The 14373-nt window shown below is 37.4% G+C and carries 14 protein-coding genes; 9 read left to right on the top strand and 5 right to left on the bottom strand.

Annotation, left to right across the window (positions count from 1 at the left end; genetic code table 11):
- Window positions 1–92: 92 nt before the first annotated feature.
- Both tatA and M948_RS32880 read right to left on the bottom strand, forming a co-directional pair.
- Window positions 93–287 carry a twin-arginine translocase TatA/TatE family subunit gene (tatA, locus tag M948_RS32885; protein WP_021290722.1) on the bottom strand — a complete coding sequence of 65 codons (195 nt, stop codon included), beginning with the start codon at window positions 285–287 and terminating at the stop codon, window positions 93–95.
- Window positions 288–396: 109 nt separating this feature from the next.
- Window positions 397–2145, bottom strand: coding sequence for an alkaline phosphatase D family protein (locus M948_RS32880; protein WP_021290721.1), 1749 nt, complete (start codon window positions 2143–2145; stop codon window positions 397–399).
- Between the two features lie 530 nt (window positions 2146–2675).
- Here M948_RS32880 and M948_RS32875 point away from each other — a divergent pair.
- From M948_RS32875 to lhgO, 3 genes are read left to right on the top strand one after another with little or no spacing between them, the layout of a single operon-like run.
- A complete protein-coding gene (locus M948_RS32875) occupies window positions 2676–3371 on the top strand; it encodes a FadR/GntR family transcriptional regulator (protein WP_021290720.1) in 696 nt (231 codons plus the stop codon).
- A 16-nt stretch (window positions 3372–3387) separates the two neighbouring features.
- A complete protein-coding gene (locus M948_RS32870; RefSeq protein ID WP_021290719.1) occupies window positions 3388–4677 on the top strand; it encodes an Nramp family divalent metal transporter in 1290 nt (429 codons plus the stop codon).
- A gap of 14 nt (window positions 4678–4691) precedes the next feature.
- Window positions 4692–5873, top strand: a complete 1182-nt coding sequence (gene lhgO, locus M948_RS32865) for an L-2-hydroxyglutarate oxidase (protein ID WP_021290718.1) — start codon at window positions 4692–4694, stop codon at window positions 5871–5873.
- A gap of 206 nt (window positions 5874–6079) precedes the next feature.
- On the opposite strand, the gene M948_RS32860 is transcribed toward lhgO, so the two are convergent.
- On the bottom strand, window positions 6080–6385 hold the full coding sequence (locus M948_RS32860; protein WP_021290717.1) for an RNA polymerase alpha subunit C-terminal domain-containing protein: 306 nt from the start codon (window positions 6383–6385) through the stop codon (window positions 6080–6082).
- 28 nt (window positions 6386–6413) lie between these two features.
- Complete coding sequence (locus M948_RS43210) at window positions 6414–6848, bottom strand: hypothetical protein (protein ID WP_155974795.1); 435 nt, start codon at window positions 6846–6848, stop codon at window positions 6414–6416.
- A 105-nt stretch (window positions 6849–6953) separates the two neighbouring features.
- Here M948_RS43210 and M948_RS32855 point away from each other — a divergent pair, with 105 nt between their 5' ends.
- Window positions 6954–7430: a DUF4181 domain-containing protein gene (locus tag M948_RS32855; protein WP_306465039.1), complete on the top strand. Its 477-nt coding sequence runs from the start codon at window positions 6954–6956 to the stop codon at window positions 7428–7430.
- 44 nt (window positions 7431–7474) lie between these two features.
- Here the strand turns inward: M948_RS32855 and M948_RS32850 are convergent, their stop codons facing one another.
- The gene (locus M948_RS32850; RefSeq protein WP_021290715.1) at window positions 7475–8047 is read right to left on the bottom strand and encodes a TetR/AcrR family transcriptional regulator; all 573 of its coding nucleotides are present in this window, start codon (window positions 8045–8047) and stop codon (window positions 7475–7477) included.
- A 268-nt stretch (window positions 8048–8315) separates the two neighbouring features.
- Here M948_RS32850 and M948_RS32845 point away from each other — a divergent pair, with 268 nt between their 5' ends.
- The 5 genes from M948_RS32845 (at window position 8316) to M948_RS32825 (ending at window position 14133) form a co-directional block, all read left to right on the top strand.
- Window positions 8316–10259, top strand: coding sequence for an efflux RND transporter permease subunit (locus M948_RS32845; protein WP_021290714.1), 1944 nt, complete (start codon window positions 8316–8318; stop codon window positions 10257–10259).
- A gap of 4 nt (window positions 10260–10263) precedes the next feature.
- Window positions 10264–12090: a hypothetical protein gene (locus M948_RS32840; RefSeq protein ID WP_021290713.1), complete on the top strand. Its 1827-nt coding sequence runs from the start codon at window positions 10264–10266 to the stop codon at window positions 12088–12090.
- Window positions 12091–12472: 382 nt separating this feature from the next.
- Window positions 12473–12727 (top strand): hypothetical protein, encoded by a 255-nt coding sequence (locus tag M948_RS32835; RefSeq protein ID WP_021290712.1) that lies wholly within the window; start codon window positions 12473–12475, stop codon window positions 12725–12727.
- A 313-nt stretch (window positions 12728–13040) separates the two neighbouring features.
- A complete protein-coding gene (locus tag M948_RS32830) occupies window positions 13041–13433 on the top strand; it encodes a hypothetical protein (RefSeq protein ID WP_021290710.1) in 393 nt (130 codons plus the stop codon).
- Window positions 13366–14133, top strand: coding sequence for a hypothetical protein (locus M948_RS32825; RefSeq protein ID WP_021290709.1), 768 nt, complete (start codon window positions 13366–13368; stop codon window positions 14131–14133). Before M948_RS32830 ends, M948_RS32825 begins: the two co-directional genes overlap by 68 nt.
- Window positions 14134–14373 lie beyond the last annotated feature (240 nt).

Raw genomic sequence — 14373 nt, 5'->3', positions numbered from 1 at the left:
CTTCCATTGGATTTCATTCTCCAAATTGGTAACTCCTTTCTTATAACATACAGGAAGATGCAGGGGTTCCCACATCTTCACCTGTCCAATAATTATTCAACATTTTTATTAACACTGGTTTTTTCTTCATTATCTGTGTCTCTTGTTAAATCATTCGTAGCTTTCTTAAATTCTTTCAACGTTTGCCCAGTTGCTTTTCCGATTTCTGGTAGCTTTTTTGGTCCAAAAATTACCAAAGCAATGATTAAGATCAAGATTAACCCTGGTATACCGATTGAGGATAACATTGATACACCTTCCTTCATCCATTTATACAAGTTGTATGTCTAAAGACCCCTATCCACTCCTACTGATACGTTAGCAAAAAGGTCCTCATCTAAGGGACCTTTTCACAAATCAATTTCCCGTTCCATTGCCTTGTTTCTGTACTTGTTTGTCATGTGCTTTATCTTGCGCTTTAATGCGGTCTTCTTCCACCTCACTCGATTGCTTCTTATGTGTAGACAATGGCTTGTCCTGTTTGGAAACTAAACCAGGCTGGTCGTGTTTTATCTCAAACGATGCCCTTGTATGGATTGGTGCGCCAGGTTGGCTTACATAGGATACGACACGGTAATCTGCCGTCCATTTCTCAGGTGTTACCTGACACCGCACATATCCTCGGAAGTCATTGAAAAATTTGATATGTGGATTTTCTTCTAAAATCGCATCGGTATCCTGACGCTTTTCACTTCCATCCCCACCTGAAGTGATTGAAGTTCCGACAAATTCTGACCCAAGCGTTGCTGAATCCGGGTCGTCAAAGTCGGTCTTAATATCTCCAGCCCAGTTTGCATGGACATCTCCTGTCAAAACAACTAAGTTCTTGACATCATTTTCTTGTACGTATTCGAGTATACGATCACGATTGGCAGAATAACCATCCCAAGCATCCATATTGTAAAGAACTTCACCATCAATATCATTATTAAGTTGATTAAAGAAGATTTGTTGAGCTAACACATTCCAACGGGCATTCGAGCGTCCAAGACCTTCTAACAACCAGTTCTCCTGTTCATTTCCAAGTAAGGTACGATTCGGGTCAGTAGATTCCTCGTTTGGAGGTTTGATGCCATCTCCGTTTGCTTGATTATCGCGGTATTGACGGGTATCTAGAACATTAAATTCAATTAAATCCCCATAAGTAAAACGGCGATATAAATTCATATCTGCTCCTTGCGGAAGGCTGGACTCTCGTAAAGGCATGTGTTCGTAGTAAGCTTGATAGGCGTGGATTCGTCTTCGGATGAATTCTTCAACAGATTGATCTCTTTCCGGAATATCATCGGCATAATTATTTTCTACTTCATGGTCATCCCAGGTAACGATCCATGGAAATGCTGCATGAGCTGACTGAAGGTATTTGTCTGTTTTATATTGCGCATGTCTGTTTCGATAATCGTCTAATGACATAATTTCCGGGCTGCTATGTGTGCGAACGTTCCCTGTAGTTGCAACATATTCGTTTGGCCCATATTCATAAATATAGTCTCCAAGATGTATGACGAAATCTAGCTTTTCTTCGGCCATATGCTTATAAGCAGTATAGAATCCATGTTCGAATTGTTGGCAAGAGGCAAAAGCAAAGCTTAATTTTCCTAGGTTTTCACCAGGTGCAGGCAATGTTTTTGTTTTTCCAATTGGGCTTACTTCATACCCTGCCTTGAAACGGTAATAATAATCACGGTTCGGCTCAAGGTCAAAAACTTCCACATGTACGGAGTGAGCCAGTTCGGGACGAGCAAGTTCTGTACCATGATTAATGATATGTTTAAAATGCTTGTCTTCCGAAATTTCCCATTCCACAGGGACATTATAGCTTGGCATTCCTCCATTGTTTAAAGGCTCAGGAGCCAGTCTTGTCCACAGTACAACACTATCAGATAGCGGATCTCCGGAAGCAACACCTAATTTAAATGGATAGCCAGTAAATTGTGGAGAAGCCTCTACTTTTAATCCATTAAATTGACTTGCTAAAGTCATTCCTAGAGCAATACCAGCTACCTTTGTAGTCTGGGATAAAAAATTCCTCCGATCCATCGAATGATTGAGCAGACGTTCGGACTCCGATTTGAGCATTTTCTCCAAATTTCGTTCTTTACTCATTTCAATTTCTCCTTTCTTACATGATTTGCATGAAAAATATAAAATATTTGAAATCACCTTCAGTATAAAAAAGGAATATAAACTGTATTTAAATGGAAATAAAAGATTCTGTAAAAGAAATTAGGAATATATAAGCATGAGCAAGGTGCTGGTTCCATGTGCCCTCCTAGTCGAAATCTAGTTTTGTGCTTAAGATGTTCTTGCAATGGAAGCTATATTTCATTCTTTTTCTAGGTAACAATATCTAACAAAATCTACCTAAAAATTTGATAGTTATTCATAATCTAATTTTTGATTAATGTTAATTATTCATATTATCTACATCATTTCTTAATATTAGTGTTCCAACTATAAAAAATATTGAAGCTTGCCTAATCATCAAAAAAACATGGGAGGCTTTGAATATAATTAAAACGTTGTTCTTTTTCATTACAATTAACAAAATATTCTTGCTTAAATAATTATTTTATTCTATACTGTATCAAACTGGACCACCCAATTTACCAGTATGTGAAAAGAGGAATGGTGATATGGATTTTTCGCCGGTAAAGAAGCAGCGGGTCTATCGGGAGATTGTTCGCCAGCTAAGAAAAAAGATAGAGGAGGGAGAGATTGCTTTAGGAGAACAATTACCATCCGAACGTAATCTAGCAGAAAGTCTTTCGGTGTCGAGAAGTTCTGTTAAGGAAGCCTTTAGCGTATTGGAATCTGTAGGTGTAGTGGAGATTAAACAAGGCAGTGGAGTTTACCTGCGTAATAACAACCATAACGATGTGATTGCAAAAATCAATGCGATTATTCATGGGGTTTCTGTTGATATTGTAGAGTTAATGGAGTTTAGACTAGCTTTAGAGCGAGATACTGCGTATTATGCGGCAATTCGTGGGAACAGGGAAGAAATCAGCAATATTGCAAGCGCATATCGTAATTTAGAAATGGCCGCAGAACAGAATGAGAATGGAGCGGAAGAAGATTTAGCCTTCCATATGGCAATAGCAAGAGCCGCGGGCAATTCAATTGTTGAGAGAGTCATGTATATGTTATCTAGTGAAGTTCGAGAAGGATTGAAGGAAAGCAGGGAAAGCACATTACATGTACCAGCAAGATCCAGTATGGTGCTTAAGGAACATAAAGCAATATATGATGCGATCAAAAATGGAAGCGCTAACATAGCGAGGGAAGCAATGGCTGTTCATCTAGAAGGCGTTCGAAAACGTTATTTATAGCAAAGGGGGAAAATAAATGCGTGCTGAAACAGTGGAAGAAAGAGCGGTAGATTATACGGATGAATCATTAGCACCGCCGACAACATGGAAAGGCAAGCTGAAGATGGTAGGGCCTGGTTTTGTTACAGCGGCAACCGGTGTTGGAACTGGCGACTTGATTGCTGCGTTAGTTGCAGGTGCAGGGTTTGGCATGACGTTGATATGGGCAATTGTAGTTGGAGCTATTTTTAAGTATTTTTTCACAGAAGGAATGGGGCGATGGCATTTAGCAACAGGTAGAACAATTCTTGAGGGATTCCACTCGCTGGGGAAATGGGCCACCGGTTATTTCGGCGTCTATGCTATACTGTGGGGTTTAAGCTATGGAGCAGCTGCTATGTCTACGAGTGCAATAATGATGGTAACGATGTTTCCGATTATGCCGTTATGGGCTTGGGCGATCATACATGGACTTGCAGGTATGGCCCTTGTATTAACAGGAAAATATAAGCTGTTCGAACGTATTATGACAGTCATGATAGGTATTATGTTCATCACTGTTGTTGGTTCAGCAGTTATTCTTTTACCCAATATTGGCGATATTCTAAGTGGGTTTGTACCTCGCACTGGAGACGGATCATTATTACTGGTTATGGGTCTCCTTGGAGGTGTTGGTGGTACTATTACAATGGCTTCATATGGTTACTGGATTCGAGAAAACAAATGGCAAGGTAGTAAGTGGATTCCAATGATGAAACTTGATTCAGCGATTGGTTACGTGATCACAGGGATTTTTACCGTGTCATTGCTCGTAATAGGGGCAGAGTTTTTATATGGAAGTGAAATTGAAATTAACGGGGAAGAGGGTCTTGTCACACTTTCTTCCATGTTCAGTAATGAGTTTGGTGAAGTGGCGCGTTGGATGTTCTTAATTGGTGCTTGGAGTGCGGCATTTTCTTCCTTACTGGGTGTTTGGAATGGTGTACCTTATTTGTTCGCAGATTTTGTAAGGATGCTGCGCGGAAAAGCGGAAAAAACAGTAAAACCAATATCTGAAAAAGATCCAGCATACCGAGCTTATCTACTTTGGTTGACTTTTCCTCCAATGCTGCTGCTGTTCTTTGACAAGCCAGTATTTCTTGTTATTTTATACGGTGCCCTTGGCGCATTATTCATGCCATTTTTGGCAATTACGCTTTTGTGGTTATTAAATTCTAATCGAGTAGAAAGCGCCTATAAGAATGGATGGCTCGCAAACATTGTATTGATATGCTGTGTTTTAATGTTTGGATATCTTAGTATCGTTGAACTAATCAACATGTTTTAAAGGGAGTGGACAACATGGTTTATGACTATGCAATAATTGGTGGCGGAATAATTGGTCTTTCTGTAGGAATGGAACTCTGTAAAAAACATCCGGATGCGTCCATTATTATTTTGGAGAAGGAAGAAGCATTGTCCCAGCATCAAACTGGTAATAATAGTGGTGTCATTCATTCTGGGATTTATTATCCACCAGGCAGTTTGAAGTCCAAACTTGCACGGCAAGGAAATAGACAGATGACAGCATTTTGCAAAAAGCATGGGATCACATTTGAACAATGCGGGAAAGTGATTGTAGCAACAAAGGAATCAGAATTGCCACTGTTGGAAGATCTTTATCATCGAGGGCTTCAAAATCAACTGAAGGTTGAGAAAATATCATTGGAAGAGCTCTATGAAGTGGAGCCGCATGTGAATGCAATTGCTGCGATTCGCGTTCCTAGTACTGGCATTGTCGATTTCAGTGAAGTATCGGCAGTATTTGCAGATTATATTGTACAAGGAAATGGTAATATAGCGCTGGGAACAGAAGTGATGGATATTGATGATCAAGAGGATTATGTGAACTTGGTGACCAATAAGGGGAAGGTTCGTAGTCGTTTCTTAATTAACTGTTCTGGGCTATTTTCAGACAAAGTTACGGAACTGGCTGGCATTAAAACAGATATGAAGATAATTCCATTCCGAGGAGAATATTATGAGTTGAATCCGGATAAACGACACTTAGTCCATAACCTCATTTACCCAGTCCCAAATCCAGACTTCCCGTTTCTTGGCGTTCATTTTACAAGAATGGCCGATGGAAGGGTATTGATCGGGCCAAATGCTGTCTATAGTTTTAAGCGAGAAGGCTATCGAAAATGGGATTTTAATTGGCGTGATTTTATAGAGGGAGCAACCTATCCAGGCTTTTTAAAACTAGCTAGAAGCAATATGAAAGAAGGATTAAAAGAAATGTACCGTTCGTACAGTAAGAGAGCGTTTATCAAAGAAGTTCAGCGGTTTATTCCTGAAATTAACGAAGATGATATTACATCAGCTACATCTGGAGTCCGTGCACAGGCACTAGACAGTGAAGGCAAATTGCTTGATGACTTTGTTATTATTCGTCAAGAAAAGGCTGTGCATGTCTGTAATGCACCTTCGCCGGCTGCAACAGCCTCAATTGAGATCGGTAAAGAAATAGTGGGAGCGCTGTAAGGGACGTACTTTATGGTGAAATCATGGCAGCGCAGGAAAGGTGGCAGAACGATCTCATACGGAGGAAAATTGTTTTGTATTGTAGAGAATGGGAGATTTCCCATTCTCTTTACTGATGGTAGTTTTGACCTTATTTATATATCGTTTGCATTTTGTCCTATTTTAAATAAAGGATTTGTATATTCGTTTATAATTTAAGAAAAATCTTACTTACTTTCTACCTTTTTAAAGGATAATCCATTCTCTTCTAATGATTGTTTCAATTTAGGTATGGAGGATGGTCCTATTCCATGAAACTGTAAGATTTCAGCTTCACTATACTGAGATAACTGTTGCAAAGAAGTAATATTATTGTTTTCCAACGCACGTCTGGCTGGTGCGGATAATAGGGAAAGGAATCCGTTTTTAGGTTTGTGTTCTTGCTCACAAATCGGACAAACTGGACAGTCGCTGCTTTTATAGTAGCTATGTCCTTGCTCACATGTTCTAAGTGTCTTCCTTGAATTGATCATTAGCAAGGCCTCCTTTATTCTGACAAGATTAGTGTAAATACCCGCGAAATAGCATATACCTACAATACCAATATAATCCGAAAGTTAACAGTAAAATAGATAGATCAAAGAGAGATTGTGTAAAACCAAAAATCGTTAAACGGTTCATAAAAATGAAGGTAATGGCATTCAATAAGAAAAGTGCTACGGTAGATAGGAGGGCTAATATAATCGATCGTTTCATACGTAATAAGAGGAAAATGGGAGCAATCATTCCACTGATAAGATTTAGTGTCCAGCATATAAGTAGATAATTAGAAAAGTAATGATATTGATCATTTCCATCATCCTGTGAATCAAAATAGGCTGTGTTTAAACTAAGCGACATGATGTAATCATATATTCCAATCATGTAAAGAAAGATAAAAAATAGTGCAATTACCCATAGATGTAATGGCATCTTCTTCGTTTTTGACAGAACCATCTATCCAACGCTTTTCTTTCGTATAAGTAATGAGAAATGTTTATGTACGGAAAGCATCACTTACTTTATGATTAGGGTAACACATTATTGTTCATTTTATAAAAGATGCTAAAAGAAAAGCTTCTTTTATTTGGGAGGAATTTGGTTGTTATGATGAACGATGGCTTAGGGGCTATATTTTTGGGAAAACTAATTTTAATTATCGTTATTTTCCTTTTAAGTTTATTTCTTTTCAATTATGGAATTCGTAAATGGCTTAAAGTAAAGAGGAAGAAATTCTTTTCTTATAGTCATGTTAATGAGAAGCATGAACGAATAGATTGGATCATAAGGATTTCATTTATTTTCATCTTTTTGTTTCTTCCTATCATTAATCTAAGTTTGCCAGATAGTCAATGGTATCTTGAGCCAAGTTTTTTAATGATTATTTTTATTAATACCGTTGAAATAACCCGGTCGATAATGGAATGGAGATATGATTCGGACGAAAATTCCTATCTTTTTACCATTAGTCAGTTGCTATTCATCAATTTTTTCATTTTTTTCTTGTTTATTACTAATTTTTTCGATTGGTTTATATAAGTCTAATTCTATTAAAAGATGAAGAGCTAGGTAAGTAGAGTAAATTAATCTACGTAACAGTTATTAATTCCATTTAAAGCAATACGGTTAATAATTTGAGCAATTTGATGTGGAGTTTTATCCATATTACGAGCAAGCCAAAGTTTAATAACATGAATGCTGCCACTTATAATAAATGTACTGAGGTATTCAGAGTTAGCTTGATCTATTTCATCATCATTCATCCAGTTATTAATTAGGAAGTTGCTAGCTACCTCCATTACTCTTCGCTCAAAAGATGTATCCTCATTTTCATTTAAAAGTGTGTAAAATATATCGTACTTTGAAACGATATATTCTAATAACCTCTCTGTTGTTTGTAAAGCCTGTTCTTTTTCTTCAAAGTTATGCTGATTTAAATACGTATTCATGTCCGCGATAATTTCTTCTTCTATTTGTCTAAGTAAATCAAATTGATCTTTGTAATGCGTATAAAAAGTGGATCGATTAATGTCAGCATGTTCACAGAGTTCTTTGACAGTAATTCCAGATAGGGCTTTTGATTTTAATAATGTCATTAAACTATCCTTTAATACCATTCGCGTATATCTTTTTCGTCGATCTAATTTTTCGTTCATAAAAAATTCACACTTTCTTCCTAGTATTATCCGACACGATTGTTAAATATGTTGGATTTTGTACGTGACTTAACAAACTGTTTGTTGTTAATCCAACACTGTGTATATTATAATAATAAATGATTTCAATTAAGGGTGCAAGAGAGGATGAGCTCCGATTGGTTGGACAACAAAGATTTTAAAACATAAAAAGTCAGTCGTAATTACATTTATCACACTGGCAATTATTAGTGTTTTTGCTCAATTTGCCGTATCTATTAATTATAATATGGTAGATTATCTTCCAGAAGATTCACCATCGACAACGGCGATGGATACAATGAATGAGGAATTTGATGGTGCCATTGCTAATACGCGCGTGATGATGAGAGATATTAGCATTCAAGAGGCATTAGCCTTTAAAAAAGAATTAGAAGCTACCGACGGCGTTTCAGAAGTGACCTGGCTTGATGATGCAATTGATATGAAAACACCAATCGAAATGGCCGATACGGATACCGTGGAATCTTATTATAAAGATGGGAATGCATTATTCTCCTTCCACATTGAAGAAGGAAAAGAAGTTGAAACGACAGAGGCGATTTATCAATTAATTGGTGAAGACAATGCGATGTCTGGAGAAGCACTTGATACAGCAACATCTCAAAAAATGACAGGGACAGAAACAATGTATGCTGCTGCCCTGCTGATACCAATTATTATTCTAATTTTGATTTTATCTACTCGATCTTGGGCCGAACCGGTATTTTTCCTTACGGCAATTGGTGTTTCTGTACTTATCAACTTGGGCACGAATATTTTTATCGGAGAAATATCATTTATAACGCAATCCGTTGCTCCGATATTGCAACTTGCGGTCTCGCTTGATTATGCCATCTTCTTATTGCATAGCTTTTCGGATTATCGTAAGCAAACAGAGACGCCAGAAGAAGCGATGAAAATGGCGATGAAGCGATCATTTCCAGCAATTGCTGCTAGTGCGTCAACGACTTTCTTCGGTTTTATCGCATTGACATTTATGGATTTCGAAATTGGTGCAGATTTAGGACTTAATCTGGTTAAAGGGATCGTACTTAGCTTTATAAGTGTTATGGTATTTCTTCCAGCGTTAACATTAATGTTCTATCATTGGATTGATAAGACACAACATAAACAATTATTACCAAGTATACGCAATGTCGGCAAAACATTGTTGAAATTCCGGATACCAGCGCTAATTATTCTGTTCATCTTGATTGTACCTGCATTCTTGGGTCAAAGTCAGACTAACTTTATGTATGGGATTGGCGATCAACCAGATGACACAAGAGCGGGTAGTGATGCAACAGCCATTGAAGACGTATTTGAAAAGCATACGCCAATGGTATTATTAGTTCCAAAAGGAGATATCGCGAAAGAAGAGAACTTAGTTCAAGAATTAAAAGGGATATCTCAAGTGAAAAGTACCGTTTCTTACGTTGATGCAGTTAGTCCTGCTATACCACCTGAATACCTGGAAGAATCGGCAACAGAACAATTTTTCTCAGAGAATTATAGTCGAATTATCGTAAATTCAACTGTAGATAAAGAAGGAGAAGCAACGTTTGCGTTCATTGATCAACTAAGGTCACTAACGGCTGATTACTATGGTGATAACTATCATTTATTAGGGGAAAGTGTCACCTTATATGATATGAAGAATGTAGTGGAGAAAGATAACACGGTTGTTAATCTGTTAACGGTGATTACTATTGCCATCGTACTACTCGTTACGTTCCGTTCCATTTCCTTCCCAGTCGTATTATTAATTACTATCCAATCTGCCGTTTGGATTAATTTATCCATTCCATATTTCACGAATACGACATTGGTATATGTAGGTTATTTAATTATTAGTACGGTACAGTTAGCAGCAACGGTTGATTACGCAATTTTATTAACCGAAGCGTATAAAGAAAATCGTAAAGAAATGCCTGCCTTAAAGGCAGTTAAGAAAACAATCGATGAAAAAATCTTTTCCATTGGTGTCTCTGCATCTATCTTATCAAGTGTCGGGTTTATCTTATGGATGACATCTTCCAATCAGGTAGTTTCATCTATTGGATTGCTCTTAGGTAGAGGGGCATTATTAGCATTCATTATGGTAGTGTTGGTGCTGCCTGCCCTTCTGATTGTACTTGATCGAATAATTAAGAAAACCACGTGGAAACCAAATTTTTATAAGGGGAAGTGATGAGTTGCGAACCAAAAAAATAGGCCTGTTGATATTGAGTACTATGTTGGTGTTTTCGTCCTTTCCTTCTATTACCTTAGCTAATGAAGATAAGGAAGCCAAAAGCTCTGAAAATCAAGAAAAGACAGGAGACTATACCACGAAAGATGAGGTTGTATATGGGAATTTGGATGCAGCTGGAAAAATAGAAGATATGTATGTAGTCAATACTTTCCGTATGACAGAACCTGGAAAAGTTGTGGATTATGGTAATTATGCTTCTGTACGAAATCTTACTAATCTAGCAAACTTGGAAAATAAGGAAGGCAAAGTCCAATTCCAAGCTGAAGAAGAAGCGTTTTATTACCAGGGAAATATGAAGAATAAATCCTTACCCTGGGATGTTTCCATTACGTATTTACTAGATGGTAAGGAGATGGAGCCGCAAGAATTAGCTGGTAAGAGTGGATCTTTAGAAATACAAATATCTACAGCCGCGAATGATGAGGTTGATCCAGAATTCTTTGAGAATTTCTTGTTACAGATTGCCGTTACATTGGATCCAACGAAGTTTGATAATATTCAGGCACCTGAAGGGACAAAAGCAAACGCAGGTCAAAATAAACAAATAAACTTCTCGGTTATGCCTGAACAGGAAGAAGAATATATTATCTCGGCAGACGTTTCTAACTTTGAAATGGATCCGATTGAAATAAGTGCAGCACCTTATTCAATGTCGATTGAAAGTCCTGATACCAGTGGAGTAACTGGGGAAATGCAGGAACTTTCAAATGCAATTAGTGACGTTCATTCTGGTGTTGGAGAATTAAACGATGGAGTTAGTGAACTGAACCAAGGTGCGCAAGAGTTAAGTGATGGTTCGACTGATTATCGAAATGGAATGAATGAATTAAATCAATCTTCTAGTGAATTAATTAATGGTTCTGCATCCATACGAGATGCATTAACAACGATTAATCAAACCGTTCAGGAGAGCACTGGAAATGTAGATTTGAATAAGTTAAAGGAATTTCCAAATCGCCTGCGTGAAGTGGCAAGTGGTTTAGAAGATTCCGCGCAGGCAATTGATGGTATGAAGCAGGAATACAACACCGCTAACCAACAATTGAATGAAACAATAAATGGTATTCCGTCTCATCAAATAAGTGAAGCACAATTCAATGAATTGAAGGAAAGTAATGCAGACCAACAGGTTATTGAGCAATTGATTGAAACGTACCAAGCGGCAACTACAGCTAAAGAAACGTATAATGCTGTCAAAGGAGCATTTGACAGTGTGACAGGGGCATTGGATCAATCTTCCAGTGTAACTCGAGAGATGGCATCTAATCTAAATGAAATGGCTACTGAAATAGAGAAGACAATGAGAACAATGGAAGAAGTGGATGTGATTTCACAAATACAGGAAGGACTTTCTTCCTTCTCTTCGAACTATCAATCGTTCCATAATGGTTTAGTAAGTTACACGGATGGTGTCGATGAGTTAGCTTCATCGTATCAAGAATTGGATGCTGGGATACAAGAGTTGGCTAAAGGAACTGCTTCTACCAGTGACGGAGTGAATGAATTATATTCAGGTACAGAAGAATTGCAAGAAGCAACTAGCAACTTACCGGGTCAAGTCCAACAGCAAACCGATGAAATGATGGAGGAATACGATAACTCTGACTACAAACCTAGTTCCTTTGTGTCCGATCAAAATAAACATGTGGAAGTTGTACAGTTTGTTTTGCAAACAGAAAGTATTGAAATTCCCGAACCAGAATCATCCGAAAAAACAGAAGAAGAAGAAAAAGGTATTTGGGAACGATTCTTAGATCTCTTTCGGTAAGTGATCTTAGAAGCTGGGAAAAAATCAGCCCAATTAGCTAAAGCGGGTTCAATCATCGGTTTTGATGGTCGAACCCGTTTTTGTTTGGGTTTCTTAAGACATGCAATAAGTCATCTGACTGAAACGAAAGGTGACTGACTCCAGCGGGAAAAGCAAGCGTCTGAAGACCCCGTAGGAATGTGCTCTGATGAGGGAGGGCCAATTATCAGATGGTCTGCCTGACTTCTACCAGGGTTTTTTCTCTCCTCTATTTGCTATTTTTTTATAGTAAATATTGACAGGAATACTTGATAATAGTTAACTATTAGGAGAAAAGATTTACATGTTATTCACGTTTATATGAAGAGAAGTAATTTGATTCGTTTGAAGGAGGGGAAGAAAGGTGGAGAGAAGAACGTTCGGTCTTATTTCAACTGGATTATTTTTGGTTGGCTTAATAACGTATTTCGTTTTTTTGTTAGGAAATGATCGTTTTTATGTTGCTGGAGGAATAATTACGTTCGTAGGATTTATCTTGGCATTTATATCCGATAAGGGAAGACATAAATGGATTGGTGTGATCGGGAACGGAATTATGGTGTTTATGATTTTTATTTTTCCTTTTCTTGTAACCACTTTCTTTTGGAATACACCTTAACCTGCCTAAAATCAAAAGGGGGAGGAAATGGAAGCGTGTAGTTATCTATATCTTTCATTGTATTATGTCATTATTGGGTGCGGATAACCAAGAAGATTTACCTACCATCGCAGCTGCAGAAGGTTTAAACTATGAAACTACATTTGAAGACCTGAACTTAGGACACCTATTTCACTTTGATTTTACACTTCCGCAAGCAGATCAGCGAGAGGTTTCCCTTTGAGTAGAGAAATATGTTAATGGCGAGAAGGCAGCACTTCCGATCAAGCAATTAACCTATGCAAATAGCCCCAATGAAAAGAATGAAGGAGAATTGGGTTTTGGTATCATCAATAATCAACAAGGCGTATCAATCTTTTTATATTCTCCCTATAGTTATCAAACACCGACGAATGTAGACTTAGCAACGGATCAATACTCAATAAATTGGGCTGATTATATTATTGATCAAAGAGAAAAATTATCTCTACAACTTGGAGAAGTCAAAACATTAGCTGCTTCTATTAAATCAAACGAAGATAGTATTCGAACAATCGATACAAGTTCGATTCAACAACTAATTCACTCCCATGACATGGTACTGTTATTAAAAATCAAAGTAGTACAGAGAAAAAAGACGAATGAGTTAGGGGGATTTTGTGGAAGTAAAAACGATCGCAGAAAGAAAATTAACTACTTCTTTCGTTACATCCGTATTTATTTCTAGTTTGTTTGCTAGTACCTTTATTTTGAATTCTAGTGAAGACGCCCATTTCTTAGAAGGTTTTTTTGGGATGTTTATCTTATATGGCATATATATTGGAGCAATTGTTTTTATTTATGGAAATCTAGTATCGGTAGGACTTGAGTACCTGAAAAAAAGAGGATTTATCAAATTTACATGGCTATACATACTTCTCCATGGCCTATTTGGGTTAGCAAATGGATTATTATTTCAACTTTGGATCCTTGGTTTACTTGGTATGATCGTTGCTATTCTTTATGGCAGTATCGATAGATGGCTTCATGCAAGGACACGGAAGCGAAAAAAGATTTGGATGTTCAATGTAGTTTCGGTTGCACTTGTACTATTGCTCTCCACTCATTCACAGCTTCAAAGACAACCTTCAGAAACATTCGCGCCTTTTACGGAGAAAGACGCTGTCGCAACTGTTACCAAAAACTTTACTGTCCAAAACAATGTTTTTCCCACTGAAGTTGGCGTATGGGAAGGTGACATTCGAGATTATCATGTAGAGCGTGAAACCGCCGTAGAGCCGTTAGGAAATGAGAAGTACATTGTCTCTTTTACAGAACGATGGAAAAAGGCTGATGAAGCAGGCTCTTTTGCACGTTATTATGAAGTAGATCGGAATGGGCAAAAATCTAAAGGCTTTGAAGGAGAAGATCCGCCTTATTATAAATAGGATTACGTCGATAAATTTTAATGCTGCATGAGGATAGGTTTGACTCGATCTAACATTTTATATAGCAAGACAACGTAAAAGAGTATTTTATATAGTTATTATTGTAATCAGGAGGTAAAAATGGCATACCAACTTAGACCATATCGCTTCCATTTTTTCAGTTAGTTTTGACAATTATATGCTACAACTATATAACCGATCATTATGGATGGTTAATCAGCATTCCTATCTCTTTTATTT

Source organism: Virgibacillus sp. CM-4, from assembly GCF_000445495.1.
Lineage (GTDB): Bacteria > Bacillota > Bacilli > Bacillales > Amphibacillaceae > Virgibacillus > Virgibacillus salexigens.
The sequence above is the reverse complement of the archived record's forward strand: the minus strand, read 5'-3'. Positions and strand labels throughout refer to the sequence as shown.

Coding starts and splice junctions, on each gene's coding strand:
- M948_RS32880 (WP_021290721.1), bottom strand. CDS start 2,145: ATGAGTAAAGAACGAAATTTGGAGAAAATGCTCAAATCGGAGTCCGAA.
- M948_RS32875 (WP_021290720.1), top strand. CDS start 2,676: ATGGATTTTTCGCCGGTAAAGAAGCAGCGGGTCTATCGGGAGATTGTT.
- M948_RS32850 (WP_021290715.1), bottom strand. CDS start 8,047: ATGAACGAAAAATTAGATCGACGAAAAAGATATACGCGAATGGTATTA.
- lhgO (WP_021290718.1), top strand. CDS start 4,692: ATGGTTTATGACTATGCAATAATTGGTGGCGGAATAATTGGTCTTTCT.
- tatA (WP_021290722.1), bottom strand. CDS start 287: ATGTTATCCTCAATCGGTATACCAGGGTTAATCTTGATCTTAATCATT.
- M948_RS43210 (WP_155974795.1), bottom strand. CDS start 6,848: ATGGTTCTGTCAAAAACGAAGAAGATGCCATTACATCTATGGGTAATT.
- M948_RS32860 (WP_021290717.1), bottom strand. CDS start 6,385: ATGATCAATTCAAGGAAGACACTTAGAACATGTGAGCAAGGACATAGC.
- M948_RS32855 (WP_306465039.1), top strand. CDS start 6,954: ATGCTAAAAGAAAAGCTTCTTTTATTTGGGAGGAATTTGGTTGTTATG.
- M948_RS32870 (WP_021290719.1), top strand. CDS start 3,388: ATGCGTGCTGAAACAGTGGAAGAAAGAGCGGTAGATTATACGGATGAA.
- M948_RS32845 (WP_021290714.1), top strand. CDS start 8,316: ATGGTAGATTATCTTCCAGAAGATTCACCATCGACAACGGCGATGGAT.